This window comes from Ignavibacteria bacterium, from assembly GCA_041649015.1.
In the GTDB taxonomy this organism is placed as follows: Bacteria; Bacteroidota; Ignavibacteria; order Tepidaquicellales; family Tepidaquicellaceae; genus CAIKZJ01.
This window is the reverse complement of sequence record JBAZNU010000001.1, coordinates 607,964-633,945: the sequence shown is the minus strand read 5'-3', so window position 1 is coordinate 633,945 and position 25,982 is coordinate 607,964. Positions and strand designations below refer to the sequence as shown.

General features: G+C 38.4%; 23 protein-coding genes. 8 read left to right on the top strand and 15 right to left on the bottom strand.

The genetic code is table 11. The features are described from left to right. Positions 1–18: 18 nt before the first annotated feature. A complete protein-coding gene (locus tag WC644_02785) occupies positions 19–1,191 on the bottom strand; it encodes a T9SS type A sorting domain-containing protein (GenBank protein ID MFA5010858.1) in 1,173 nt (390 codons plus the stop codon). A gap of 203 nt (positions 1,192–1,394) precedes the next feature. Between WC644_02785 and der the strand changes: the two genes are divergently transcribed. The 3 genes from der to mnmG all read left to right on the top strand — a co-directional run bounded on the left by der (position 1,395) and on the right by mnmG (position 6,352). Further along, positions 1,395–2,759, top strand: coding sequence for a ribosome biogenesis GTPase Der (gene der, locus WC644_02780; protein MFA5010857.1), 1,365 nt, complete (start codon positions 1,395–1,397; stop codon positions 2,757–2,759). A 31-nt stretch (positions 2,760–2,790) separates the two neighbouring features. Beyond that, positions 2,791–4,326, top strand: a complete 1,536-nt coding sequence (locus tag WC644_02775) for a YifB family Mg chelatase-like AAA ATPase (GenBank protein ID MFA5010856.1) — start codon at positions 2,791–2,793, stop codon at positions 4,324–4,326. A 103-nt stretch (positions 4,327–4,429) separates the two neighbouring features. Beyond that, a complete protein-coding gene (gene mnmG / locus WC644_02770) occupies positions 4,430–6,352 on the top strand; it encodes a tRNA uridine-5-carboxymethylaminomethyl(34) synthesis enzyme MnmG (protein MFA5010855.1) in 1,923 nt (640 codons plus the stop codon). 219 nt (positions 6,353–6,571) lie between these two features. Here the strand turns inward: mnmG and WC644_02765 are convergent, their stop codons facing one another. The 8 genes from WC644_02765 to WC644_02730 form a co-directional block, all read right to left on the bottom strand. Then, complete coding sequence (locus WC644_02765) at positions 6,572–7,090, bottom strand: O-acetyl-ADP-ribose deacetylase (protein MFA5010854.1); 519 nt, start codon at positions 7,088–7,090, stop codon at positions 6,572–6,574. Continuing rightward, positions 7,083–7,895, bottom strand: a complete 813-nt coding sequence (locus tag WC644_02760; GenBank protein ID MFA5010853.1) for a mechanosensitive ion channel domain-containing protein — start codon at positions 7,893–7,895, stop codon at positions 7,083–7,085. The genes WC644_02765 and WC644_02760 overlap by 8 nt, the downstream gene beginning before the upstream one ends. Positions 7,896–7,911: 16 nt before the next feature. Further along, the gene (gene panB / locus WC644_02755) at positions 7,912–8,739 is read right to left on the bottom strand and encodes a 3-methyl-2-oxobutanoate hydroxymethyltransferase (protein MFA5010852.1); all 828 of its coding nucleotides are present in this window, start codon (positions 8,737–8,739) and stop codon (positions 7,912–7,914) included. Then, complete coding sequence (locus WC644_02750) at positions 8,729–9,259, bottom strand: class IV adenylate cyclase (GenBank protein ID MFA5010851.1); 531 nt, start codon at positions 9,257–9,259, stop codon at positions 8,729–8,731. The genes panB and WC644_02750 overlap by 11 nt, the downstream gene beginning before the upstream one ends. Next, positions 9,256–10,029 (bottom strand): acyl-ACP--UDP-N-acetylglucosamine O-acyltransferase, encoded by a 774-nt coding sequence (gene lpxA / locus WC644_02745; protein ID MFA5010850.1) that lies wholly within the window; start codon positions 10,027–10,029, stop codon positions 9,256–9,258. The genes WC644_02750 and lpxA overlap by 4 nt, the downstream gene beginning before the upstream one ends. Before the next feature lie 3 nt (positions 10,030–10,032). Continuing rightward, the gene (locus WC644_02740) at positions 10,033–11,136 is read right to left on the bottom strand and encodes a glycosyltransferase family 2 protein (protein MFA5010849.1); all 1,104 of its coding nucleotides are present in this window, start codon (positions 11,134–11,136) and stop codon (positions 10,033–10,035) included. Between the two features lie 580 nt (positions 11,137–11,716). Continuing rightward, entirely contained in the window at positions 11,717–11,845 is a 129-nt protein-coding gene (locus WC644_02735; GenBank protein MFA5010848.1) for a hypothetical protein, read from the bottom strand. An 8-nt stretch (positions 11,846–11,853) separates the two neighbouring features. Next, a complete protein-coding gene (locus tag WC644_02730; protein ID MFA5010847.1) occupies positions 11,854–12,039 on the bottom strand; it encodes a hypothetical protein in 186 nt (61 codons plus the stop codon). Between the two features lie 104 nt (positions 12,040–12,143). On the opposite strand from WC644_02730, the gene WC644_02725 reads away from it, so the two are divergent. The 3 genes from WC644_02725 to WC644_02715 are packed head-to-tail and all read left to right on the top strand — an operon-like array spanning position 12,144 to position 15,873. Then, complete coding sequence (locus WC644_02725; GenBank protein MFA5010846.1) at positions 12,144–14,429, top strand: hypothetical protein; 2,286 nt, start codon at positions 12,144–12,146, stop codon at positions 14,427–14,429. 5 nt (positions 14,430–14,434) lie between these two features. Then, the gene (locus tag WC644_02720; protein ID MFA5010845.1) at positions 14,435–15,205 is read left to right on the top strand and encodes a 1-(5-phosphoribosyl)-5-[(5-phosphoribosylamino)methylideneamino] imidazole-4-carboxamide isomerase; all 771 of its coding nucleotides are present in this window, start codon (positions 14,435–14,437) and stop codon (positions 15,203–15,205) included. Next, complete coding sequence (locus WC644_02715; protein ID MFA5010844.1) at positions 15,202–15,873, top strand: DUF4159 domain-containing protein; 672 nt, start codon at positions 15,202–15,204, stop codon at positions 15,871–15,873. Before WC644_02720 ends, WC644_02715 begins: the two co-directional genes overlap by 4 nt. On the opposite strand, the gene WC644_02710 is transcribed toward WC644_02715, so the two are convergent. The 4 genes from WC644_02710 to WC644_02695 form a co-directional block, all read right to left on the bottom strand. Then, positions 15,870–16,700 carry a nitrilase-related carbon-nitrogen hydrolase gene (locus tag WC644_02710; protein MFA5010843.1) on the bottom strand — a complete coding sequence of 277 codons (831 nt, stop codon included), beginning with the start codon at positions 16,698–16,700 and terminating at the stop codon, positions 15,870–15,872. The genes WC644_02715 and WC644_02710 overlap by 4 nt on opposite strands. A 20-nt stretch (positions 16,701–16,720) precedes the next feature. After that, positions 16,721–18,064: a PhoH family protein gene (locus WC644_02705; GenBank protein ID MFA5010842.1), complete on the bottom strand. Its 1,344-nt coding sequence runs from the start codon at positions 18,062–18,064 to the stop codon at positions 16,721–16,723. An 11-nt stretch (positions 18,065–18,075) separates the two neighbouring features. Continuing rightward, positions 18,076–19,983: an excinuclease ABC subunit UvrC gene (gene uvrC / locus WC644_02700; protein ID MFA5010841.1), complete on the bottom strand. Its 1,908-nt coding sequence runs from the start codon at positions 19,981–19,983 to the stop codon at positions 18,076–18,078. 267 nt (positions 19,984–20,250) lie between these two features. Further along, entirely contained in the window at positions 20,251–20,958 is a 708-nt protein-coding gene (locus WC644_02695; GenBank protein ID MFA5010840.1) for a GDSL-type esterase/lipase family protein, read from the bottom strand. Positions 20,959–21,410: 452 nt separating this feature from the next. On the opposite strand from WC644_02695, the gene WC644_02690 reads away from it, so the two are divergent. Further along, positions 21,411–21,716: a lipoprotein gene (locus WC644_02690; GenBank protein ID MFA5010839.1), complete on the top strand. Its 306-nt coding sequence runs from the start codon at positions 21,411–21,413 to the stop codon at positions 21,714–21,716. Between the two features lie 303 nt (positions 21,717–22,019). Beyond that, a complete protein-coding gene (gene recN / locus WC644_02685; GenBank protein ID MFA5010838.1) occupies positions 22,020–23,753 on the top strand; it encodes a DNA repair protein RecN in 1,734 nt (577 codons plus the stop codon). A gap of 1 nt (position 23,754) precedes the next feature. Here the strand turns inward: recN and WC644_02680 are convergent, their stop codons facing one another. Together WC644_02680 and WC644_02675 are read right to left on the bottom strand one after the other, a co-directional pair. Further along, positions 23,755–24,453 (bottom strand): carbonic anhydrase family protein, encoded by a 699-nt coding sequence (locus WC644_02680; protein MFA5010837.1) that lies wholly within the window; start codon positions 24,451–24,453, stop codon positions 23,755–23,757. Between the two features lie 26 nt (positions 24,454–24,479). After that, complete coding sequence (locus WC644_02675; GenBank protein MFA5010836.1) at positions 24,480–25,946, bottom strand: aminotransferase class V-fold PLP-dependent enzyme; 1,467 nt, start codon at positions 25,944–25,946, stop codon at positions 24,480–24,482. Between the last annotated feature and the right edge of the window lie 36 nt (positions 25,947–25,982).

Sequence of the window (25,982 nt, the reverse complement as noted above, 5' to 3'; positions counted from 1 at the left end):
AAATGAGCAGATAAAATTTTATTTTATTAAAATCATTCTTTTTGTTTTAGAATAATTATTTGTAAACAGTTTATAAAAATAGACTCCGCTGTTGAGACCCAAGCCGTTGAAAGTTACTTCAAACGTTCCGGGCTGCAGCCTTTCGTTAACGAGTGTTTGGATTTCTTTGCCGCGAATATCATAAACTTTCAGCGATACGTCACTGACAACCGGCAGCTGAAAACCGATAACAGTGATTGGGTTGAAAGGGTTTGGGTAGTTTTGCCCGAGGGAATAAGAAGAGGGTATTTCATTGCTGATATTTTGTATGCCAACTACTTCGGATAAGGGTCTTTTTAAGATACCGTTGCTTTCTGTACCTGCAAAGATTGTATTTCCTGATATAGCAAGCGAAATTATATTTTGTCCATTGAGCCCCTCATTTTTTTGAAACCATGATGCGCCGTCATTGGAGGAAACATAAACACCATTGCTCCATGTGCCTGCAATAATATAATTTCCGAATGTCTGTAATGCCATGACACTGCCGTTGTTCAGCGCTGTTTGACTCCAGTTAACACCATAATTTGTAGAATACCAGACACCAATTAAATCTATCCCGGTAAAAAATTTGGAGTTGAGGCCGCAAATTGCATGAATAAACGGTGTGCCGCTGGGTTGTGCAAGATTCCAGTTTGTTCCGCTATTAGTCGAATAGTACAAAGCTTGAGATGTACCCGCAAGAAAATTTGCACCTGCACTATAAAAACATTTTACATCTACCCAAATATCATCGCACACCGTCCAGTTCAATCCCATGTTTGTAGAATAAAAACATCTCCAACTTTCCGTACCAGCAAAAATTCTTCCGTTATAAAAAGCGAAGTCGTAAACATATTTATTAAGATTAACATTAATCCAGTTAAGACCATTGTTTGTTGTGTAAACGTTTGTATAAAAACTGCTCAGCCAGACATTACCGTCAACATTGCTTAATGCGCTTATATCATTTGGAAAAGGTTGTTGATAGTAAACCGTCCATGTTAAACCTTCGTCGATTGATTTAAAGACATTATGACCACCGGCAAGAACGGCACCATTAAAATTTAATAACCTGCTGTATCTGCCCGATGGAAAAGCAGGCACCTGCACCCACTGTGCATAGGTATTTACAGCAAAAACAAGGAATAAGATTAGCGTTAGTTTTTTCATGACAATATGTTCTTTCTGTTAACGGAAACCCGCAAACGAATTTGTTATAAAACATATTTATAAAATAAATTACATATAATAACTTTAAAAAACAAAAACTTAATTTACATCTGTTCAATAAGAGTCAGTGCTCAGCACAAATTAGATGTTAAATGTTGTATATTTTGTACTGTCTATAATCTTCAAAAGAGTTATTTTAAAGGATGGAAAAAGTTGTTGCGATAGTTGGAAGGCCGAACGTGGGGAAATCCACGCTGTTTAACAGGATAATAGGAAAGAGGGTTGCGATTGTTCATCATGAGAGCGGCGTAACGCGGGACAGGAACTATGGCGAGGCGGAATGGACGGGAAAGAAATTTTTTCTGATTGATACGGGCGGGTTCGTACCGGATTCCGACGAGCAGTTTAACAAGCATATACGCGAGCAGGTGCGTATTGCAATAGAAGAGGCGGATAAGGTGATATTCGTTGTTGACGGCGAGAACGGGCTTCATCCTGTTGACCTTGAGATTGGCAATAACCTACGGAAATATTCGAGCGGTAAGGAAATATTTTTAGTTGTAAATAAAATTGACAACAACAAGCACGAAATAAATAAGAATGAATTCTTTTCTCTCGGACTCGGCGAACCCCACGCTGTATCGGCGCTTTCGGGAAAACTGGTTGCAGAACTTCTTGATGATGTAACTAAAGATTTTGAAGAAGGGGAGGAGACTCAGGACGATAAGATTAAGTTTGCAATAATCGGAAGACCGAATGCGGGAAAATCCTCAATCGTGAATGCTATACTTAAAGAAGACAGGAATATAGTTACAGATATTCCCGGAACGACACGCGACTCAATCGACTCTGAAATAAAGTACCACGGCGAAACCCTTGTCCTTATTGATACGGCAGGGCTTCGAAAAAAGAGCAAAGCAAAACGGGATGAATCATTAGAGTTCTTCTCGACGGTAAGGACATACAAAGCAATGGAACGCTGCAACGTTGCAATACTTGTTATAGATTCAACGGTTATAATGGAAGGCATGGGAGACGTATCCGATTTGAAACACTCTTCGTTTAAACTCGACAAACAGGATATAAGAATAATAGAAGACGTACTGAAATACAAGAAGGGCCTGCTTATAGTCATAAACAAATGGGATTTAATTGAAAAGGATTCGAAAACATACGTGCTTTTTGAGACTAAGATTACGGAGCATCTGAAAAGCTACAGATTCCTGAAGTTCATTTTTATCTCGGCGCTGACGAAGCAGAGAATTCACAAAGTAATAGAAGAAGCGAAAGCGGTTTACGACGAAAGAAACAAGAAAGTAAAAACCTCAGAGCTGAACGAAAAGATGCTTGATGAAATAAGAAGAATGCCGCCGCAGGCATCAAGAGGAAAAGAAATTAAGATAAATTATATAACTCAGCTGAAATCATCACCCCCGATTTTTGGTTTTTTCACGAATGAGCCGAATTTAATCACAGAAAATTATAAACGGTATCTGGAGAAAAAACTGAGAGAGCATTTTGGATTTTCAGGGGTTCCGATAACTCTTGTATTTAAGAAGAAGAACTAACAATATATAGATAAATAGCTGTTAAAACAGTATGATAACCGAAATTTTTACATCGGCTACTGTTGGTGTCGATGCTTATACAATCCGTGTAGAAACTCATATTGAAAATATGAACAAGGGTACTTTTACTGTAGTCGGGCTGCCCGATAACACAGTAAAGGAATCAAGAGACAGGGTATCGGCGGCAATCAAGAATTCCGGGTTCGTATTTCCAACCGCAAAGAAAATAACAATCAATTTATCTCCTGCCGACATTAAAAAGGAGGGCTCGGGACTTGACCTTCCGATAGCCGTTGCTTTACTTACAGAAACGAGGCAGATAGAGCCTGATAAAATAAGAAATTTTGTTATACTTGGGGAGCTTTCTCTGGACGGAAAGTTAAGGAGCGTTTCAGGGGTTCTGCCTATTGCCATAGAAGCGGGAAAGCAGAATTTTGACGGTATAATACTTCCAAAAGTAAACGGCGACGAGGCGGCTATAGTGGGCGGAGTGAACGTGTATCCGTTTGAAACGCTGGAAGAAGTTGCAAACTTCTTAAACGGTGACCTTGCAGTCATGCCGCATACAGTTGACGAAGAGAAAATATTTAATGAATCGCAGGATTATATTATTGACTTTTCAGACGTAAAGGGACAGGAGGAAGTTAAAAGGGCGATGGAGGTTGCTGCAGCAGGAGGACACAATATAATCATGATAGGGCTGCCGGGTTCCGGGAAAACGATGTTGGCAAAAAGGCTGCCTACAATATTACCGCCGCTTACAAGAGAAGAGTCGTTGGAGACGACAAAAATTCATTCTATTGCTGGAATACTTCCTGCGGGGAAGTCGGTTATTACAATCAGACCCTTCAGATCGCCGCATCATACAGCTTCGGATGTAAGCATTGTCGGAGGGGGAGCGGATGCAAAACCCGGTGAAATATCATTCGCACACAACGGAGTGCTTTTCCTTGATGAGCTGACGGAGTTCAAAAAGAACGTGCTTGAAGTTTTAAGGCAACCGCTTGAAGATAAAGTTGTAACTATTTCCAGAGCAAAACTATCCGTACAATACCCGACAAATTTCATGTTCGTTGCAGCAATGAATCCGACTCCTGCGGGTTCGCAAAAAGAAATGAGCATGTACTCAGGATATGACATTCAAAGATTCCTATCAAAAATCTCGGGACCTATTCTTGATAGGATTGATATTCACATTAACGTAAATCCCGTCAATATAAACGAGCTCACAGGAAGAAGAGAATCAGAGAAATCTTCAGTAATAAGGGAGAGGGTAATCAGGGCAAGAGAGATTCAGACTGGGAGATTCAAAAACCACAAGGGGCTATACTCGAATGCTGGAATGAACTCGAAGGAGATAAAAGAATTCTGCAAATTAAACAAAGCCTCGGAAGAGATACTCAAGATGGCAACAACAAAACTTGGTCTTTCTGCCAGGGCTTATGACAAAATTCTTAAGGTTGCGAGAACGATTGCGGATATGACAGGGGAACCGGATATTCAGGCGGCGCATATAAGCGAGGCGGTACAATACAGAAGTCTGGATAGAACGCAGTGGATTTATTGAGAGCTATGACAAAGTTACGAGAAATGTTTCACGTGAAACAATAGAAAGAGCCGCACGCTGATTTATAAGAAAGATTATGTTTTCCACAAAAAATTTATCACTTTTGACAGTTAAAACACTCAAATATTATGATATTATTGTGGTCGGTGCCGGGCATGCCGGCATAGAAGCTGCATCATCCTCCGCTAAAATGGGATTATCCGTAGGCCTAATTACTATGGATATAAATGCAATAGGCAGGATGAGCTGCAATCCGGCTATAGGGGGAACGGCTAAAGGGCATCTTGTAAAAGAGGTTGATGCTCTCGGCGGTATAATGGGAATATTAGCAGATGAGACGGGGATACAGTTTAAGATGTTGAACAAGTCAAAAGGTCCTGCGGTATGGTCGCCAAGATGTCAATCCGATAAAAATTTATATTCAATAGCTGCGGCAAAATATGTTTCTTCGCTTCCGAATATCACCATAATTCAAGATATGGTTATAGAAATTTCCGTTGATGAAATCAATGGTTCGGAGGGATATAAATACAGTGTCAAAGGTATAAAAACTGAGCTGGGTTATGAAATAGGATGCAAGTCGGTTATTATAACCTCGGGTACATTCCTTAATGCCGTCATGCATACGGGAACGATTCAAACCCACGGAGGGAGAATAGACGAAAAGCACGCAACCGGTCTGTCAGAATGTTTGCACTCTTTCGGTTTTGAAACGGGCAGACTAAAAACAGGAACACCGCCAAGACTTGATATTGATACGATTGATTTCTCGAAGACTGAAATTCAAACTGGCGACGAGAACCCCGTTCCTTTTTCCTTTAAAACGAAATGGGACAAACATAAATTTCCACTCCAAAAACAGATAGACTGCCATCTGACACACACTAACGAAAGAACACATGAGGAACTGAGAACAGGCTTTGAGCACTCACCGATGTTTACGGGAAGGATTAAGGGAGTGGGACCGAGGTATTGTCCTTCAATTGAAGATAAGATTTCACGTTTTTCAGATAAACCGCGGCACCAGATATTTCTCGAACCGGAAACTCTTGACGGTAAGACCATTTACATGAACGGATTTTCTACAAGCCTTCCTTATGATGTTCAGCAAAAAGCGGCAAGAACCGTACCCGGGCTGGAAAATGTGGTTTTAGTAAAACAGGGATATGCGGTTGAGTATGATTTTTTTCCGACATATCAGATTTATTTGACACTTGAAACTAAATTAGTCTCCGGTCTATACAACGCCGGACAGGTTAACGGCACCTCAGGTTACGAGGAAGCAGCCGCGCAGGGGCTGGTTGCGGGCATCAATGCGGCAAATAAGATACTGAAAAAAGAGCCATTTATATTAAAAAGGAGCGAGGCGTATATCGGAGTATTGATTGACGACTTGATAAACAAAGTACCCGAAGAGCCATACAGGATGTTTACTTCATCTGCGGAGTACCGTCTCACGCTCAGACAGGATAACGCAGAAATCAGGCTAATGGAGAAGGGACACGAACTCGGGCTTATAGAGAAAAAATATCTTGATTTGGTAAACAAGAATAAAGAGCTTATCAAAGAAGGAATAAAATATCTTTACTCGAACACGATTAAGCCCAAAGACATAAATCAGTTGCTAATAGCAAATAATTCAAGCCCGATAGACCAGAATGAGTTCCTTACAAACCTGCTCAGAAGGAACGAAGTAAGCCTAAAAGAGCTGTTTTCTCTCGACGTGTTTAGCGGAAACGGATTGTTGGAAGAAATCAGGAATAACGAGGAAGTGTTGAACCAGGTTGAGATTGATGTTAAATACGAGGGATACATAAGGCGTCAGACGGAGCAGGTTGAACAGTTCAACAAAATGGAAGACCTCAGGATACCGGCGGGTTTTAATTATAACAGAATAAAATCAATATCCGCGGAGGCACTCGACAAGCTCAACAAGGTTAAACCTGCATCGATTGGTCAGGCGGGCAGGATTGCCGGGGTGCGTCCATCGGACATTTCGGCAATATTGATTTATATGAGGGGATGATTCATTATTTGCGGGTTGAACAATTGTGATACAACTTGGGATTTCAGCTCTTATATAATATAATTTTTTACAAAATAATAGAAATAAAACATTTGGTAACAACAAAATATTATTAACCTGAGAACACAGTTTTTTAAAAGTAAATAAACATTACAGCTTATTTCTTTTGGGGCAGGTCGAACCTTATGAAACAGGAATGAGTAGTAATTAACCAACTATCTATTTCAGGGTCTCCTGATAAACGTTGTAACTATTCATATCAAAGCATACAAACGCAGCCATTTCGAGATTGCTGTTTTCCTTTAAATGCTCGAGAGATTCTCTGATTGCTATTTCCGCCGCTGGTTTTAATGGGTATCCGTAAACTCCCGTGCTTATTGCGGGAAAGGAAATCGTTCTTATGTTATGCCGCACGGCAAGTTCAAAACATTTTCTGTAGCAGCTTCTTAATAGTTTTTCCTCGTTGTTATTTCCGCCTCGCCATACGGGTCCGACAGTATGAATTACGTACTTTGCTTTTAGATTATATCCTTTGGTAATTTTTGCGTCGCCTGTATGACAGCCATTTAACAACCTGCATTCTTCAAGCAGTTCTCTGCCCGCAGCCCTGTGAATTGCCCCGTCAACTCCACCTCCGCCAAGCAGCGAGTTGTTTGCTGCGTTTACGATTGCATCGGTTTGCTGATGGGTTATATCGCCAAGTACTATTTTTATTCTCTGTAATTCCGCGTCAGCCATTATAAACTTCGCGTTTTGGGAATGGAAATTTTATTCCCTCTTTTTTAAACTCCTGAAGTATTCTGTAGTTTATCTGAGAACGGATCGCAGCATACATTTCCTGGTCTTTAATCCATACCCATAATTTTGTAACTATACCAAGTTCTGTAATTTCAGAAAAGGAAACGCTCGGCGGGAATTCTTTTAACACAAGTTCGTTTTCGTTTCCGAGTCTTATAAGTATTTCTTTTACCTTTTCAAAATCCGCGTCGTGCGATATTGTAACCGGAATTTCTATCTGTGTCTTGTTTACATAGCTTCTGTTTATAACTTCTTTCTCTATAAAGAAAGAGTTCGGAACGATAATCATAACTCCGGAATTTGTTTCAACCTTTGTACTTCTTGCTGAAATAGAAACCACAGTCCCCATTTTACCCGCTATTTCAATAAAGTCGCCTTCTTTTATCGGTCGTTCAAAAAGTATTATCAGCCCGCTTATAAAATTGTTTGCAATATTCTGCAAACCAAAACCTATTCCGACCATTATTGCCGCACCCCCCGCAAACAATAGCGATACGTTAATACCGGCAGAGCTTAACGCAATCAATAAACCTATTACCAGCATGATATAATTAATTATTCTGGCAATTGAGCGTCCCACCCCCTCGCTGATTTCATTTCTGGGAAAGACTCGTTTAAGGAGAAAACGCCTTAGCAGCTTGGAAATTATTAGGATGAAAATAAATACAGCGGCAAATACAATAATGGAAATAAGTGTAATCGCCTCTCCGCCTATTTTAAACAACTCGTAATGCAGGAAGTCCATGTTTTAATCCTTTGTGTTAATAACTTTCCTCATCCGTCGGAAACTTATTTTCCTTAACGTCGCTTATATACCGTATGAATGCATCTTTCATATCCTGTGCAAGGTTCATGTATTTTCTCACAAACCTCGGCTTGAACTCCTCTATCATTCCGAGCATATCCTGTGTGACGAGCACCTGTCCGTCGCAGTAAGGTCCGGCTCCTATGCCGATTGTTGGAATTGTAAGCGCATCAGAAATTTTCTTCCCGAGTTTTGCTGGTATCTTTTCAAGCACTATCGAAAAACATCCCGCTTTCTGTAAAATCAGTGCGTCTTTATAAATCTGGTCGGCTTCCGATTTGTCTATGCCTCGTGTCTTGTAACTGCCGAATTTGTTTATTGATTGTGGCGTCAGTCCAAGGTGCCCCATTACGGGTATCCCAATCTCAACAAGCCTTCTGACCGTTCCGGCAATGTAGTTTCCGCCTTCCATTTTTATTGCGTCGCATCCCGTTAGCTTCATAACCTTTCCGCAGTTGCGAACGGCATCGTCCTCGCCAACCTGATAGCTCATAAAAGTCATATCCGCGACTACCATTGCCCTTACAACTCCTTTGCGAACTATCGAGGCGTGGTATATCATGTCTTCAAGCGTTACGGGAAGAGTTGTTTCGTTTCCCTGAATAACGTTGCTTAGCGAATCGCCCACAAGCACAAGCTCTATTCCCGATGCATCAAGGAATTTCGCCGTAAGATAGTCATACCCCGTCAGCATTGTTATCTTTTCGTGGTGGTTTTTCATAAGCTGCAGAACCTTTGTGGTTATATGCTGCGCCTCTTTCGAGATTAATTTTTTAACCGGCATTCACTCCCCCTTTTTTTAATAATAAATCTGAATAAGATACTTTTATAAATTGTTTTTCATTAAGCCCGAAATGTTCTATGAGCTTTTTCATTTCTTTCCTTGCTTTTGAAATCGTTTTTATTATTACTTCAAACTCCAGAAATTTCCCGAGTCCTTTAACCGCGTCTATGTGTATTCTTATATTGTCTATGATAAAGATTTCTCTTTCTTTCTTAACAATAACAAGTTTTTTGTATAATGAATTTAATATGCTTGCCAAAGCCTGCGGAGTGTCTGTTTCGGAAATCGTATAATCGGAAACCCTCTTCCGTTTTCTATTTCCTCGGTAATAGTGTATAAGATTTCCATTTATACCGTCGATTATTCTGAGCTTAAGCCGTCCTTTCTTAACCTTGTAATAAATATCCTCCTGATTCTGTATTAACACCTCGTACTTTTTACCTTTGCAGAATTCCTTTGCAAGATTTCTTATCTCCGCGGGATTTTCTATCTCAACTTTTATTTCAAGGTTTTTGCTCACTTTTCTTTATCTGTAAGTATTCCGCGTGTGCTTTTTGAAATAAAATCTATAATTAAATCCGTTTCTTTCGTTTGTGGCTGAGAGGATTTTATCTCCTTTACTGCATTGGAAATATTTAGTCCTGATTTATAAAGTAATCTGTAAAACTCTTTTATTGAATCTATTTGCTCCTGTGTAAATCCCCTTCTCTTTAAACCTATAACGTTCACTCCCTCATACTTCATCGGATTGCTGCCGGCTATTATATAAGGAGGAACATCCTTCACCGCCTTCGTAAACCCCGCCAGCAGTGCATGAGCGCCTATCTTAACAAATTGATGTATTGCAACAAGTCCACCGACAATTCCCCAATCGCCGACCTCTACATGCCCTCCGAGGTTTCCGCTGTTTGCTATAATAACATTATCTCCGATTTTACAATCATGCGCTACGTGTGAATAAGCCATTAATAGACAATTTTTTCCGACAATCGTTCTACCACTTGCCTTTGTTCCCCTATTAAGCGTTGCGTATTCGCGGACTACTGTGTTCTCGCCTATTTCAAGCGTTGTAACCTCGCCTCCGAATTTAAGATCCTGTGGAATCGTGGAAATGACAGCACCATGATGAAACTTAACGCTATCAGAAATTCTTGCACCGTCGTCAATAATCACATTCGAACCTATCGTAACGTTATTCCCGATTACAACGTCATCCTTTATAACCGTGAAGTCGCCAATTGTTACGTTTTTACCTATTTGTGCTTTATTGCTTACTGAATTCAACGCCATCGCCTATAAAGTTTTTTCAATTAAAAAGTCTTCCTGGTTTGCGTTTGCCTTCGTTATCATCTCTGCAATTAAACCAAGCGAAAAGAACTGCACACCCACTATCGCCAGAAGCACACCCGCTATAAACAGAGGCCTGTTGCTTATATACGCCCCTTCAACAAATTTCAGGATTGTGAGATATGCAATAATGACAAATCCCGCAGCACCCGAGAGCATTCCCAGCATTCCAAATAGATGAAGTGGTTTCTTTATATACTTGGTCGTGAACATAACGGTAAGCACATCAAGAAACCCGTTTATAAACCTGCTCGCTCCGAATTTTGTTTTTCCGAATTTTCTCGGGTGATGTTTCACTACCTTTTCTGTTACTCTAAACCCTGATAAATGCGCCAATGCGGGTAAATACCTGTGCATTTCACCGTAAACCTTTAGTGATTTAACTACATCTTTTCTGTATACTTTTAAGCCGCAGTTAAAATCATGCAGCCTTACTCCGGAAACTTTTGAGGTTACAAAATTGAATATTTTTGAAGTGTTGCGTTTTATAAAAGGGTCGTATCTTACTTTCTTCCATCCCGTCACTAAATCGTATCCCGACTGTAATGTCTTTATTAGGTCGGGTATTTCACGCGGGTCGTCCTGCAGGTCTGCATCCATCGTTATAACAAAACTTCCCTTTGCTGCTTTGAATCCTGCCGCAAGAGCCGCCGACTTACCGTAGTTCTTCCTGAATTTTATACATTTAAACCTTTTGTTTGCAGCGTTAAGCTCGCGGATTCTATCGAATGATTTGTCCGTGCTTCCGTCATCCACAAAAATTACTTCATAGTTGCAGTTCAAAGAACCAAGCACGCTTTCAAGCAATCCCGCAAGCTCTTTTAACGACTCCTCTTCGTTTAGTAACGGTACAACCACCGATACTGATTGATTGTTCAGGTTTAATACCTTGTTGTCCTCTCTTGCCTCGTTTTGCGCCTGTGGATTATCTTTCTTGTAGCTTTTTTGTCTGTTATGATATCTTTTCCTGTAATTCTGCCTCCCTCGGTTAATTCCGGGTTTGTTCTTATGTCCGCCGTGGTTTTTATCTTTTCCGTTGCTATCCTGCATAAATTAATTTTTTACTTTAACCTTAAATATAACGAATTAAAAAAGTGTATTGTATTCAAAAAGTTCTTTCTTTTTCTTAACCTTGTTAACGGCTTGTTGACCCGTATTTCTGCCCGTAAACTATTTTATAATTTATCACTTTCCTAAAATCAATAAAGTTCTTGCTGTTTACCGGCAAAACTGTTTATTCTTAATCTCGCCCCTCGTAATAAATGGTTTATTGTTTTTCTTCTCACTATTTGTGGAGTAGGGCTAAAAACCAGGCGTTTTTCTCTATTCTCTCTTAATAAGATACCCGCACTGAAAATTATCTTCTTTTTCCCTTGACATTCATAAAAAACAACCATATATTATATTTGTTAAAAATATACCATTATTATAGCAATTTATCCTAAATAAATTGCTATAAAATCAAATATTGTTTGATAAACTACTGTTATAACAATCTATTCAATTAATCCACAATAATTCTCCAGTAAAAGTACGATAATAACACGATATTAGTACGCTCTACTTGGCCTTTTCTCCCGCTTTTTCCCGCATGTTTCCCGCTCAAAGCACACCCGACACCCTCCTAAGGTCAAAACACTAAATCCTGAATATTAACAAACATCTCAGTCTCGTCATATCCGCGAAATCCGTTTATATTATTCACCCCTGCTCTAAATCCGTTCTTATCATAAAATAAATCAGCTCTTATAGCGTGCATTCTTCGATTTATCTTTTAACATAATAAAAATGATTTTCATCCGTGTAAATCATAACCCACCTGCTATTTCTGTGTGCCTTCTTAATAAAAATATTAAAATCAATATGAGTCGTTTTATCAGGTAAATCATAATTCATCCGCTTAGTCTGCTTACGTTCTTTTATCTTTTTCTCTTTCCCTGAAATGATTTTCAATTGATTTTATTCTATAAAAAATTGATATTTAATATTATCATTAATTTAATAATATTAAAGATAGCCGGATTTATATCAATTTTAATTAATAAAATAGTTTAACGATGAACTCAGGGAAAAAGGTAATCTGGCTTTTATTGTTTTTTGCTCTTTCTAAAATAATTTTAGCCGAAAATTCTCCTCAACTTCTAAATAAATGGATAAATCATACTGACCTTAAGAATGTTGTTTCCGTTTCGTTCGATAGGACTGCCCCTTATGCTTATTGTGCCACTACGGGAGGTCTTTTTGTTGTTGACCTAAGCAAGAAAGCTGTTGTTAAGAAATATACTAATATTGATGGTCTGCTGAATAATAATCTTACATCTGTTTATGTTGACACTCTCGACAGGCTCTGGATTGGAGCGGCGGATGGCTCGATTGTTATTCACGAATTTTCAACGGGAAAATTCAGGTATATTTACGATATTAAAAACTCAAGTGAGAATAATAAGTCGGTTAATGATTTTGTTCAGTACGGGGGCAGTATGTTCATCGCAACAGGGTATGGGATTCAAAAGATTTCTGTTGCTAATCTGAATTTTCTTGATGCTCCTTATTATACTCTTGGGTTTTATACGACAAAATCAAAGGTTGTTACCCTTTCGATTAAGAACGATACGCTTTACGCGGGTACGGCGGTAGGGGTTGCATACGCAAGGATTACGAATAATAATCTGAACAATCCTGCCTCTTGGGCAAACTATTCTACTTCTCCGTTTGGTCTTAATATAAAGTCTTCGGAGGTTGTTGGTACAAAGGTTTTTTTCTGCTCTGAAACAGGCATGGGATATTTTGAGAATGGTGGCTGGGTTCCGAATCCAAATCCCGCGACGACTGGAAAGAATGTTATAGATATTCGAAGGGGCGGAAATAATCTTTATTATATTGTTAACAACACAATTTTGGTTTCTTCGATTGATAATTTGAATACGGGCAGCGAGTTTGGTCCGACGGATTCATATCTTTCGCTTGGGGTTGATAATACGGGGAACCCTCTTGCAGGTGTCACAGAGAAAGGTTTGATGGTCCAAGACAATAGTGGTCAGTTTGAGTATCTTTTTCCTGATTGTCCGAATAGAAATTCGTTTGATAATTTATCGATTGATGGAAACGGCGTTCTCTGGGCTGCAGGTGGACAAACTGATGCAGGTTTTTATAAGTTTGACGGGATTAAGTGGGAGTCGTTTACAACGGCTACAAAACCGGAGATTGGGAATAGTAATTGGTTTAGAAGGATTGTTGCCGGCGAGAATAAGGTCTGGGCGCTTAGCTTTGGCGGAGGGGCAACCCTGATTGAGGGCAATTCTATTAGGAATTACAATACTTCGAACTCTGTACTGCCGGGGAGCGATGACCCAAATTTTTGCGTGCCTTTTGGAGGGGCGTTCGATAATTTCGGGTATTTCTGGATGTCATTTTTTAAGACGAATAATGCAACCGGTCTTTATAAACATGTGATGGATTCTGTGTTTTTTCCGTACCCGAATCCGAGTATTATAAACAATACTAATTTCGGACAGGTTGCTATTGACAACTATAATACTAAATGGATAGAATCTATTGCATTCCCGGGAGGACTTTATTTTTTCAATGATAACGGCACGGATACATTGTATTATGACGATGTGTACGGGGTTTACTATGCGAATGATTTTGAGGGAAACACCGTGACGGGCGTGATTGTTGATAAGAACAACGAGGTGTGGGTTTCAACGAATAATGGAGTGTTTATTATACGTAACCCTCTTGCCGCTATTCAAAACCCGAATCAAAAACCGCCTGCAGAAAAACTTGGTATAATTTCGGGAAATTTGAAGGTTCCTTTTACAGAAAATTGCAGGTGTATAAGTATTGATGTTTTAAACCAAAAATGGATTGGTACGGAGAATAACGGGGTGTTCCACCTTTCCAGCGACGGCTCAACGCTGATAGAGACTTTTAACGTCACTAACAGCCCCCTGCTTAGCAATCAGATTAATTCGATTGCTGTGAGCAATCAGGACGGCAGGGCGTATTTCGGAACACTTAACGGACTTTCTTCAGTGCAGACGGACGCCATTGTTCCATTAAAAGAATTTGATAGGATTGTTTGTTCGCCGAATCCGTTTGTGCTTCCTCCAAGAGTGAATTTAAAAATTGACGGACTTATAGAAAATACGTCAGTCAAGATTTTGTCAATTAGCGGTGACGTTATGGCGGAGTTCGATTCGCCGGGCGGAAGGATTGCCTCGTGGGACGGCAAGGATAAAAAAGGTAAATACGTTCCTTCAGGAATTTATTTAGTTGTCGGTTTCGATAAAGACGGAAAAAAAGTCGGCAAAGGAAAACTTGCCGTAGTTAAACAATAACCGTAATGCTTGTTATTCCTGTTATTGATATTCAAAATGGAAAGTGCATTCGCTCTGTTCAGGGACATTTTGAGTCTTCAAATTTTTATTCGGATAATCCGGTAAAGGTTGCGCGACTTTTCAGAAAAGAAAATTTTAAGTGTATTCATATTACAGACCTTAACGGCGCGATTGAGGGCGAGATGCAGAACTTCCCGATTATTAAAGAAATCTGTAAAACGCTTGATGTTCCTATCCAGCTGGGCGGAGGAATACGCGACTTTGATACGGCGCAAAGAATTATTGAAGAACTTGGAGTTTACCGCATCGTAATCGGCACTGCTGCAATTACAAATCCCGGGCTTATTGAAAAGATTATTTCTGTTTATTCACCTTCGAAACTTGTAATTGGAATTGATGAAAAGCTTAACAACGTGGTTACGAACGGATGGGTTAACTATGCTAATATTACTCCGCTTGGATTTGCTAAGATGATGGACGGTCTTGGAGTGAAAAGAATAATTTATCAGGATGTAACACGCGTGGGTAATTGCTCGGGACCATTTATTGACAGGCTTTTAGAAATTGCAGAAAATACAAACGGTTTAAAGATTACTTCCGCTGGAGGAGTCGGCGGGTATACACACCTTAAAATGCTTACGGACTTAAAGAACCCGAAGATTGATTCTGTTATGCTTTCGAAATCTCTTTACGAAAACAAGTTTCCCTGTCAGGCCATCTGGCGAGATTCAGAGCGACTTGATACATCTCTTGAACTGCCAAAAGTTAAAAAATGAAACCCGTTTATTTAATAATTGTATTTGTTTCCATTCTTCTTTCGCTGCCAAATAGCGGTTACTCCCAAAATACAAAGTTTAAGATTGCACGGTTAAAGTATTCAGGCGGAGGCGACTGGTATAATGACCCCTCGGCTGAGGTTAATATGATGACCTTCCTTAAAAGCAATACAGCTATCGATGTTGATGAACCAAAGTTTTATTCTGTTGATGTTGCTTCCGAAGACATTTTTAAGTATCCATTTATATTGCTTACCGGACACGGCAATATCTCTTTTTCAGACAACGAAGTAAAACGACTGAGAAAATACGTTGAGAACGGCGGGTTCATTTATGCCGATGATGACTACGGTATGGACGAGGCATTTAGGAGAGAGATTAAAAAGGTTTTTCCAAATGACGAAATGAAAGAACTTCCTTTCAATCATCCTGTTTATAATTCACATTTTAAGTTTTCAAATGGTCTTCCTAAAATTCATGAGCATGATTCAAAACCTCCACAGGGATTTGGATACTGGATTAACGGGCGGCTCTGTGTTTATTACACATACGAGACAAACCTATCCGACGGCTGGGCTGACCCAAGAGAACATGATGACCCAAAAGAAAAACGAGAGGAGGCTCTTCAAATGGGAACCAACATCATTGTTTATGTTCTGAGTAATTAGTTTCTCTTATCTCTCACTTTGTAAAAATGGTCTCGCCTTTCAGCAAATATATCGTTCTTTTCATTAATGTGTTTATCCCGTGCAAGTTCGGGATTTATTTTTATAAATGTTATTTCTTCTTTCTCTTTTGAGCCTCTTGCGAGATATTCTCCTTTGGGGTTAAGTATCACGCTCTCACCCGTAAAGTTAAGACTTTTTTCTCCGTTAATATCTTCGCCAACTCTGTTTGCTGTTATTGTGTAAACATGATTCTCGAGGGCCCGCGTAAACATTGCCGTCTGACAGTATTGCATTACGAGGTTTGACGGATGACAGATAATGTCCGCTCCTCGTAGTGCAAGCGACCTCGCTGCCTCAGGATATATCCAGTCGAAACAAATCATCATTCCGATTTTAACAAAACCAAAATTTTCATTAAAGATCTCATACACCCAGAAACCTGTGTTGCCCGGCTCAAAGAAGCTTTTCTCGTCATAAAAGAGGTGTGTCTTTCTGTAAACTCTGAACTCGCCGTTTGGATAGACAAGTATGGAGGAGTTAAAATAAATTTCTTTGTTGTCTTCCTTTATGGATTCGCAAAAACCCGAAACTATGTATGCATCCTTTTCTTTGCTTATTCTCTTAAGCATGCTGCAGAATTTTCCCGTGTCTGGGTTTTCTGAAACATGTTTAAGCTCTCCCTTTTCGCCGAATAAATATCCCGAATTTGCAAGCTCTGGAAGAACAAGCAGGTCAAAATCTTCGCTTGAAATAAGGTCGCCTACCTTTTCAATATTCTTCTTTGGTTTTGCAAACTCAGGCTTAAATTGTAAGTATCCTACTTTCATGTCTTTAGTCCTTTAAATAATTATAATAAATTACTCGCAAGCTCTGCAAGTTCTGACCGCTCGCCCTTTTCAAGGTTTACGTGTGCATAAAGCTTTTGTCCCTTGAAGTGCTCTATCAGGTAAGATAGCCCGTTCGATTCTGAGTCAAGGTATGGATGGTCTATCTGATATATATCTCCCGTGAAGACAATCTTTGTACCTTCGCCGACTCTTGTTATTATTGTTTTAATTTCGTGCGGTGTTAAATTCTGCGCTTCATCAACAATAAAAAATATTCTCTGCAGGCTTCGTCCTCTGATATAGCTAAGCGGTTCAACAAGAAGCTTTTCTTCTTTAAGCATTGTGGAAATTGCTTGATGGTTTCTGTCTGTATCGGGATACTGGTCTTGTATGACCTTTAGGTTATCCCACAAGGGCTGCATGTATGGCGCCAGCTTGCTGTCAACGTCTCCGGGCAGATATCCAATGTCCTTATTGCTAAGCGGTACGACGGGTCTTGCTATGTATATCTGCCGGTACTCTTTTTTCACGCTAAGCGCCGATGCAAGCGCCAGCAGCGTTTTCCCTGTGCCTGCTTTTCCTGTTATTGAAACAAGCGGTAGGTTTTTATTGATAAGTGCATTCATGGCAAAGGTCTGCTCTGCATTTCGCGGCATGATTCCGTATGCGGGATTTTTGTCAATTCGCTCAACAAATTCTTTTGTTGGCGTCAAATGCCCAAGTACAGAATGGCTCTTATTTCTGATAATGTAAAATTTGTTCGGATGGACCTCGCCTTTATCTTTTTTAATGACCTCTGTTGCGGGAATCTGAAATGGAAGTGTATAGATTTTGTTTAGCAACTCGTCATCAAATTCTTCGACAACCCCTTTGCCGCTGTAAAGCTCGTCAATGCTGCCTATCCTGTCGGTTGTGTAATCTTCTGAGAGCACACCAATGGCTTTTGCCTTCATGCGAAGGTTAACGTCTTTTGTAACAAGAATTACAGACTTGTTATCTTTTGCTTTATTCTTAAGCTCAAATACCGTGCTTAAAATCCTGTGGTCAGCAGTGTCTTCTCTGAAAATATCTCTTATCTCGTCGTTGATCCCTTTGGTAATGGCTATTCTTACTTTCCCTTTTCCTTTTCCAAGTGAAATGCCTCCGTTGAAAAGTGCCTTGCCTGTCAACTCGTCCAGTTTGCGCGCAAAGTCACGTGCATTAAGGTTAATGACCTGGCTTCCGCGTTTAAAATGGTCTATCTCTTCAATAACCGCAAGCGGGATAACGATGTCATTATCCTTAAACTGGTTTATACACGTTCCGTCGTGAAGAATTACGTTTGTATCAAGAACAAATGTTTTAGGTGCTCCGTTTTTTGCCATTATGTATATATTTAATTTTCTTCTTCGTAGAAATATCTCGTTAATATGCCTGTTATTTTCCTTCCCATGTCAAGCTCAAAAGAGGTTTCATCTTTCTGCAATGCTTCTTTAACACCCTCAAAGGAACCGTATTTTCTTAAAAGTTTCTTCGTGGTTGCATCGCCTATTCCTATTATATCGGTCAGCTCTGATGTTAACGTTCTTTTGCTTCTTAAGGTTCTGTGAAATTCTATTGCAAACCTGTGTGCCTCATCGCGTATCCTTTGCAGCAGTTTTAAACCGCTGGAGGTTTTTGGTATTGTATGCGGGTCAGAATCATCGGGCATATAAACTTCTTCCAGCCGTTTTGCAAGGCCTATTATGTTTATTCCTTTTGTCTTTTCTTTATCAGATTCTTTCTTGTCATTTGCAATTTTAGTGCCCATATCTCTTAAAACTTTTACGGCAGAGGAAAGCTGGCCTTTGCCTCCGTCAATAACTACAAGGTCGGGCAGTTTTTCTTCCTGTCTGCGAAAACGGCGGTGTATAACTTCTCGCATTGAAAGAAAGTCATCGGGTTCTCCCGTTTCGTTTGTTACTGTTCTGATTTTATACTTTCTGTAGTCTGACTTTTTGGGTTTTGCATTTTCAAACACGACCATAGAGGCAACAGTATCCGTTCCCTGTATGTGTGATATGTCAAAACACTCTATGCGTTTGGGGATTTTGTGCATCCGTAAGTCACGTTTTAAAGCATCCAAAGAAGGTGCTGTGTATTCTCTCTTCATTTTCGCAAGCTTTAGCTCATCAAGCATATACTTTGCGTTTGTTTCAACCATCCTTATTAGTTTTACCTTCTCTCCGATTTTTGGTACTGTTATCTCAGCCTTTCCGCCCTTCTTTTCACTCAGCCATAGTTCGAGCGCTTCTATGTTTTCAGTCTCAAGCGGTAAAAAAATCTCGTCGGGAATAAATTCTGCCTTGCTATAGTAATTAGTTACAATGTTTTCAACAGATTCTTCAGGTGGCTTTTCAAGAACGTTTGAAAGGTAATAATGAGTTTTTCCTATTACTCTGCCGTCGCGTATTTTTAACACCATTCCGCATGCATCATTGTCTTCCTGAACAACAGCAAAAACATCGCGGTCAACTATTTCATCACCGGCCATTTTTTGCTTTGCTTTATACACCTGCAGCGCTTCTATTTTGTCGCGCATCTTTGCCGCCTGTTCAAATTTCATGTTTTCGGCAAGAGCATTCATTTTTCCTTTCAGGTCTTTTTCTAGCGTTTCAATCTTCCCGTTCAGGAGTTTTGCAACCTGATTAATCATTTCTTTATACTCGTGTTCCGGTACAAGCCCTACGCACGGCCCTTCACACTTGTTTATGTGGTAATCAAGACAGACTTTATACTTGCCTGAAGCAATGTTCTCTTCTGAAAGGTTTAAATTGCAGGAACGGATTGTAAAGATATCCCGAATAGATTTTAATGCAAAGCGCATGGTTTTTACGTCTGTGTAAGGACCGAAATACTTTGAGCCGTCATTGCGTTTTGACCTTGTGGGAAAGACTCTCGGGAACCTTTCGTTGGTTATCACTATGTAAGGAAAGGTTTTGTCGTCTTTAAGAAGGACGTTGTAGCGGGGTTTTAATTTTTTGATGAGGTTAAATTCGAGTATAAGAGCCTCTACTTCCGAGTCTGTTACAATGACATCAAGGTCTGTAATTTTTGACACCATCGATTCTGTTTTTGCACCCTGGGGACGTGACTGGAAGTACTGTCTGGCGCGGCTTCGGAGTGATTTAGCTTTCCCTACATATATAACTTTGTTCGATGCATCTTTAAACTGATACACTCCTGGCTTTACGGGCAGATTATCAAGCTTATTTTTGATATTGTCAGACTTCTCTATGATATTATTTTTGATTTTTTCTGTCAATCTTTAATTTACTAAATTTTCTTATAATTTTTTATAATATCAACATAATTAGTTAACCCTCATATCCGTAAATCATTTTAATAAAAACAAACTATTAAGAAATTAAAGGCTCCCTGTTTTCTACTTTTTAGAAAAAGATAAAATAATTTCTCGTGCTCTCTTTGCGCCTTTGCCTTTGAGTAGCAGATGAGTTTATTCAGATTTTATTTTTCGAGATCATTTCTCTGGGCGGGTTTTCCTTGCTATAAAATCCGTTAATGCTGTAATTTAATTATTAACGTATTGTTCAATTTCTTTTTTCAATTTTAGATAACCTTTTCCATTCAGGTGAAGACCGTCAAATGAATAAATTGTATCTAGCTCATTCCTTTCTGTCTTCAGTATATCAAAAAGATTCACATAAGTAAAACCATACTTTTCTGTTAAGTCTATTAAACTTTTATTAATGGCTATTATGTCATCGTTTTTCCTCCTTTGGTCATTAAGTGTTGGCAAAATACTTTGTAAATAAAGCTTCGTTCTCGGTGATTTTTCTTTAATCAAGATTAACAATCTTTCATAATTCGATATAATTTTTTCAATAGTATTTCCTTCTGCTAGGTCATTTGTTCCTATCATTAAAAAAATCTTTTTGGGGCTTGAGCTTAGTATTACATCTGATCTGTCAATTACGCCGTTTATTACATCTCCATTTATTCCTCGATTAATAATATTTTCGTTTCCAAAAAGTTCATGCCAATCACAAAAATTGGTTATACTATTGCCTAAAAATATTATTTTATTCGTGTCGTATGGCATAATTTCAAAAATACTCCTTTTTGTTTTGTAATAAAGGCTATAGTCTTGCTCGATTTCTAACAATTTTGCGCTATTTTGTTTCAAATAATTAAAACCGCCCTTTTTATGAATAATATATCCTCCAAATAGGATGAATAAAATGTTAATTATAACAGAAAGTACAAGCGTTTTTTTCATTGCCTTTTATTTTTTATATTAATATTTGGTTTAGTTGTTGAAAACTATAGTACTATCATGATTTAATCAATCAACAAAGAAACTCTCTAACTCCAATATCATTTGTATAAACTGCATCATAGAGATCTTTTGCGTTAAATGTAGTATCTCCAAGTTAATTTAAGCAAAAGCAGATATCAAAGGTGTTTGTTGTTTCATTTACTGTTCTAATAGTTATTGATAACTGCTGATAAAATTTGATTCTCAAATATCTGGATTTTTCATATAAAGTAGTTATTTATTCGGATAAATAAAATTAAAAAAAACTTAGAATCACTGATTTTAAAATCCTTAAATTTTGTTTCTTTCCTGTAGTAATTAAACTTTTAAAAGCCTTTCTTCTATGGTGTGGCATTATTGTCAGAATTTATATATTTTTCCGCAATTGAATTTTTAAATAAAACATCTTTCTCATGAAAAAAATAATCTTTGTAATCGTTTTAATTGCTTTGCTCGCCGGCTCGTTTTTCCTATACAAGGGACAGAAAAACCTTATTGCCGACGATAAAGATGAAAAGTGCTGCAATACTGAATGCACCCAAAAAGAAAACTGTCAGAAACAGTGCGACGGTAAATGCGAAACATGTACAAAACAGTGTGAATCAATGAAAAACACAAACAATGAAGGTCAGTCACAGATGAAAAACTGCCCTAAAACAAACTGCTCACAAAAAACAGAAGCTGGTTCAACAAAAGGTTCCTGTACTTATAGAAAATAATTTTTATCTTATAAATTATAATTTTTATAACCCGGCAGCAACCGGGTTTTTTATTACGAAATTTGTTAATAACTTACTATTAACTTCTTAATAACAACAATCTGTTAACAAATTTTACTGCATTAACCGGGGTTTATAATCCCGTCTCTCTAATAACTCCTTTTTTCCATTCTTTTATAAACATTCTATAAACACGGTATTCCTTAATTGCTTTTTAATTTCAAAACAAATAGATATTTTTTAACACTATTAACAACGCTATTACTATTACTTTATCTAATATATAATAAAAAGATATAATAAGTGCTTGAGAAATTATACATAAAGAATTATCTGATAATCAAAGAAGCCGAAATGATTTTCTCTAAGGGGCTTAATATTCTCACAGGCGAGACGGGTGCCGGCAAGTCCATTATTCTTGATGCCTTGGGGCTTATATTGGGCGAGAGAGCAAACTATTCGATTATCAGAAACGAGAATTCCCGGCTTATTGTTGAGGGATATTTTGATTTCAGCAATAATAGTAATGTGTTAAAGTTCTTATCAGAAAAAGAACTTATTTCTGACTCAAACAACAAAGGCTCTGTCATAATTAGAAGAGAGCTTACCAAAAAAGGTGTCAGTAGAAGCTTTATTAACGATTCACTCGTAAATATATCCGACCTTAAAGACTTTGGTGATTTGATTGTAGACATTCACTCTCAAAACGAGCACCAGTCCCTGTTAAATAAGGAAACCCATTGCGAATTTCTGGATAATTTTATTCAGGGAAATATATTAAAAGATAAATATCAGAAAGTTTTTTTAGAATTAAAAGAAAAAACAGAAATATTAAAAACACTTTTAAACAAGAGAGATGACATTATCAGCCGGAAAAGTTTTCTTGAATTTCAACTGAAAGAAATAAATAATGTTAACCCCCTTCCAAATGAAGATAGCGAGCTTTTAAACGAGCTTAACAAGATGGAAAACGCAGAGGAAATCAGCACAGCCGTTTGTAATGGTATAAATTATTTATATGAAAACGATTCTAATATGCTTTCAAATTTGTCATACATAATTAAAGAATTAAAGAAAGCCGTAAAGCACGACCGCGAAATAGAAAAGTATATATCAACCCTTGAAGAAATTTTATCATCCGCGAAAAATGTTTCAGAAGAATTAAGAGACTATGTTAAGGAGGTAAATTTTGACCCGGAAAGAATAGAAATTATCAGAAACCGCCTTGGTACTCTTACTTTTTTAAAGAAGAAGTATAATTTAAGCATAGAAGGATTAATAACTAAAGCTGCCGAACTTACAGAACAGTTTAACCTCTCTGAAAATTTTGACTATGAAATCGAAAAATTGAGTAAAGAGGTTCAGGATAAAAAGGCACAGGTGTTTGCAGTAGCGGAAGAACTTTCCTTAGTTAGAATTAAACACGGTAAGACACTTGAAAAGAAAGTGAACTCTTACTTTAAGGAGGTTGGACTTGAGTCTGCAGAATTTAAAGTCAGCTTAAACCGTTTTATAGCGGCGACTGATGGCTCAGACGACCTGTCTTTTAAAAAAGGAAATGTAACATATAAACTCTCAGCCGCGGGAATTGACAATGTTGAGTTTCTGATAAAAGCAAACAAAGGAAGTGAATTCACCCCTTTAAGAAAAACAGCGTCGGGCGGCGAAGTATCAAGAATAATGCTTTCCTTAAAAGCATCTCTGTCAGGAAAAGAAAATATACCTATTCTTGTATTCGATGAAATTGATGCAGGTATAAGCGGACGCATCGCAGGAAAAGTTGGTACAGTTTTATTTGAACTTTCAAAAACACACCAGATAATCTCTATAACACACCTTCCCCAGATTGCAGCTATGAGCGATAAACATTTTTATGTCAGCAAAAAAACCGTCGGCAGTGAAACCATTGCTGAAATTAATGACCTGCAGGAAGAAAACATTATTACCGAAGTTGCTCGCCTTCTTAGTAGTGAAAAAATTACTGACGCCTCTAAGAAAACAGCTAAAGAACTTAGGAGTTTAAAAAGAGAAAAATAATTTATTGTAAGAAAGAAACTCTCCCCGTTGATACATCATAAACGGCACCGACAATTTTTATCTCGCCTTTGTCTTCCATTTCTTTTAGTATCGGACTGTTTTTACGTATATACTCTATTCCAAGTTCAACGTTTGTTTTTGCAACCATATCAACAAGTTCATAATTTTTAGACGAAACTTCTTCGCCGGGATTCAACAAGACTGTTTTACTAACCGCTGGCTTTATTTCTTTTACAATATCAGTAATATTTCCAAGTTCTACGTTATCTATTGCACCCTTTACTGCACCGCAGCTCGTATGTCCCATTACAACTACAAGTTTTGAACCTGCAACTTTACAGGCGTACTCCATACTGCCAAGCACTTCTTTTGTGATAACGTTGCCGGCAAGCCTGTTTACAAATATATCCCCAATACCGGCATCAAATGCAATTTCTGGAGGAACCCTCGAATCCATACATCCATATACCACTGCGAATGGATATTGATTGTGAGAGGTCAACTCAATTTCCGCATCGTAATCAATGTCTGAACGCGTATTGTGAAGAAACCTTTCATTCCCGTTTTTAAGTAAAACGATTATGGAATCGGGCGTAAGTGATTGTTGAAACTCCTTTGTTTTAGGATATGAAACTTCCTTGTGCTGTGCAGTTGCACTTAAAGATAAAATAAAACTTAAAAGTACTATCAGATTTTTCATTTTTAAACTTTTTCTCTATAACACTATTAGTCATCCGATAGTTCAAACCATTTCTTTACTTCAATAAAATTGTTTTGCTCATACTTATACCTGTATTCATTTGTTTGATTATTATAAACATAATCATCCTGCCATTCTTTATAGTTATTCCCTATCTCGCGTAATGCTTTACATATTATCAGCAAATCTTCGTCCGGCATAGTCGGATGCAGAGAAATCCTCACCCACCCCGGCTTTAAAGACAGATCTCCGTGTCTGATTAAATCAGTAATATGTTTTGAATGGTCTTGATCAACGTTTAGAAGATAGTGTCCGTATGTACCCGCACATGCACACCCTCCTCTTACCTGAATGCCGTAACGGTCGCTTAAAAGTCTTACAATTAAATTGTAATGAATATTATCCATGTAAAAAGATACAATACCGAGTCTGTGCTCAATGTTGTCGGCAAGTATATGGAGGTTCGGTATTTCCCTTAATTCCTTAAATGCAATTTTTAAAAGCTGTTCTTCCCTTCTTAGAATATTATCAACTCCCATTTCATTCTTAAGCTCTATGCATAAAGCCGTTCTAATTGCCTGAAGAAATCCAGGCGTTCCTCCGTCCTCTCTTGTTTCAATATCGTTTATGTACATATACTCACCCCACGGATTCGTCCATTCTACAGTGCCTCCACCGGGATGGTCCGGGCTGTAATTTTGATACAATTCTTTGTTAAACACTAACACCCCCGATGTACCCGGTCCCCCAAGAAATTTGTGCGGAGAAAAAAATACTGCATCAAGCCTCGACTCTTCTTCGTCAGGATGCATGTTAATCTCAACGTATGGCGCAGATGCTGCAAAATCTACAAAACAATATCCCCCGTATTTGTGCATCAATTTTGCCATCTCAAAGTAAGAAGTCTGTATTCCCGTTACGTTTGAGCACGCACTGAAAGACCCGAATTTCGTTTTTCTGTCTTTGTACTTAATTAACTCTTTTTCAAGATTATCTATATCGCAGGAGAGGTCATCGCCGGGCTCTACAACAACAACGTCGGCAATGGTTTCATACCAGGATGTTTGGTTGGAATGATGTTCCATGTGTGTGAGAAACACAACGGGTCTTTCTTCTTTTGGAATTACATTTTTGTCTAGCCGCCGTATAAAGTTCTTAAGCCCCAGGATTCTCTGAAACTTGTTTATTACAGTCGTCATTCCAAACCCCGCTGTTATTATAACGTCCTTTTCTCCTGCGTTGCAGTGCTGTTTTATTTTCTTGTGTGCGAGCTTGTAAGCTCTTGTCATTAAAGCACCCGTCTCACTCGTCTCTGTATGTGTGTTCGCAACGTAAGGACCTATCTTTTCTGTTATGGTATCTTCTATTGGTTTGTAAAGCCGGCCGCTTGCAACCCAGTCAGCATATATTAATCTCTGTCTACCGTAAGGACTTTCGTATTCCCTGTTGTTACCAATTGTATTTTGTCTGTATTTCTCGAAATATTTTTCCATCCTCTTTTTTAATCTTTATTTTTCTGCCTCCTAAAT

What these genes read in the sequence shown, in the direction of transcription:
- WC644_02785 (MFA5010858.1), bottom strand. Translation starts at nt 1,191, where the DNA reads ATGAAAAAACTAACGCTAATCTTATTCCTTGTTTTTGCTGTAAATACC.
- der (MFA5010857.1), top strand. Translation starts at nt 1,395, where the DNA reads ATGGAAAAAGTTGTTGCGATAGTTGGAAGGCCGAACGTGGGGAAATCC.
- WC644_02775 (MFA5010856.1), top strand. Translation starts at nt 2,791, where the DNA reads ATGATAACCGAAATTTTTACATCGGCTACTGTTGGTGTCGATGCTTAT.
- WC644_02765 (MFA5010854.1), bottom strand. Translation starts at nt 7,090, where the DNA reads ATGGCTGACGCGGAATTACAGAGAATAAAAATAGTACTTGGCGATATA.
- WC644_02760 (MFA5010853.1), bottom strand. Translation starts at nt 7,895, where the DNA reads ATGGACTTCCTGCATTACGAGTTGTTTAAAATAGGCGGAGAGGCGATT.
- panB (MFA5010852.1), bottom strand. Translation starts at nt 8,739, where the DNA reads ATGCCGGTTAAAAAATTAATCTCGAAAGAGGCGCAGCATATAACCACA.
- lpxA (MFA5010850.1), bottom strand. Translation starts at nt 10,029, where the DNA reads ATGGCGTTGAATTCAGTAAGCAATAAAGCACAAATAGGTAAAAACGTA.
- WC644_02740 (MFA5010849.1), bottom strand. Translation starts at nt 11,136, where the DNA reads ATGCAGGATAGCAACGGAAAAGATAAAAACCACGGCGGACATAAGAAC.
- WC644_02735 (MFA5010848.1), bottom strand. Translation starts at nt 11,845, where the DNA reads ATGCACGCTATAAGAGCTGATTTATTTTATGATAAGAACGGATTTAGA.
- WC644_02725 (MFA5010846.1), top strand. Translation starts at nt 12,144, where the DNA reads ATGAACTCAGGGAAAAAGGTAATCTGGCTTTTATTGTTTTTTGCTCTT.
- WC644_02720 (MFA5010845.1), top strand. Translation starts at nt 14,435, where the DNA reads ATGCTTGTTATTCCTGTTATTGATATTCAAAATGGAAAGTGCATTCGC.
- WC644_02715 (MFA5010844.1), top strand. Translation starts at nt 15,202, where the DNA reads ATGAAACCCGTTTATTTAATAATTGTATTTGTTTCCATTCTTCTTTCG.
- WC644_02710 (MFA5010843.1), bottom strand. Translation starts at nt 16,700, where the DNA reads ATGAAAGTAGGATACTTACAATTTAAGCCTGAGTTTGCAAAACCAAAG.
- WC644_02705 (MFA5010842.1), bottom strand. Translation starts at nt 18,064, where the DNA reads ATGGCAAAAAACGGAGCACCTAAAACATTTGTTCTTGATACAAACGTA.
- WC644_02695 (MFA5010840.1), bottom strand. Translation starts at nt 20,958, where the DNA reads ATGAAAAAAACGCTTGTACTTTCTGTTATAATTAACATTTTATTCATC.
- WC644_02690 (MFA5010839.1), top strand. Translation starts at nt 21,411, where the DNA reads ATGAAAAAAATAATCTTTGTAATCGTTTTAATTGCTTTGCTCGCCGGC.
- WC644_02680 (MFA5010837.1), bottom strand. Translation starts at nt 24,453, where the DNA reads ATGAAAAATCTGATAGTACTTTTAAGTTTTATTTTATCTTTAAGTGCA.
- WC644_02675 (MFA5010836.1), bottom strand. Translation starts at nt 25,946, where the DNA reads ATGGAAAAATATTTCGAGAAATACAGACAAAATACAATTGGTAACAAC.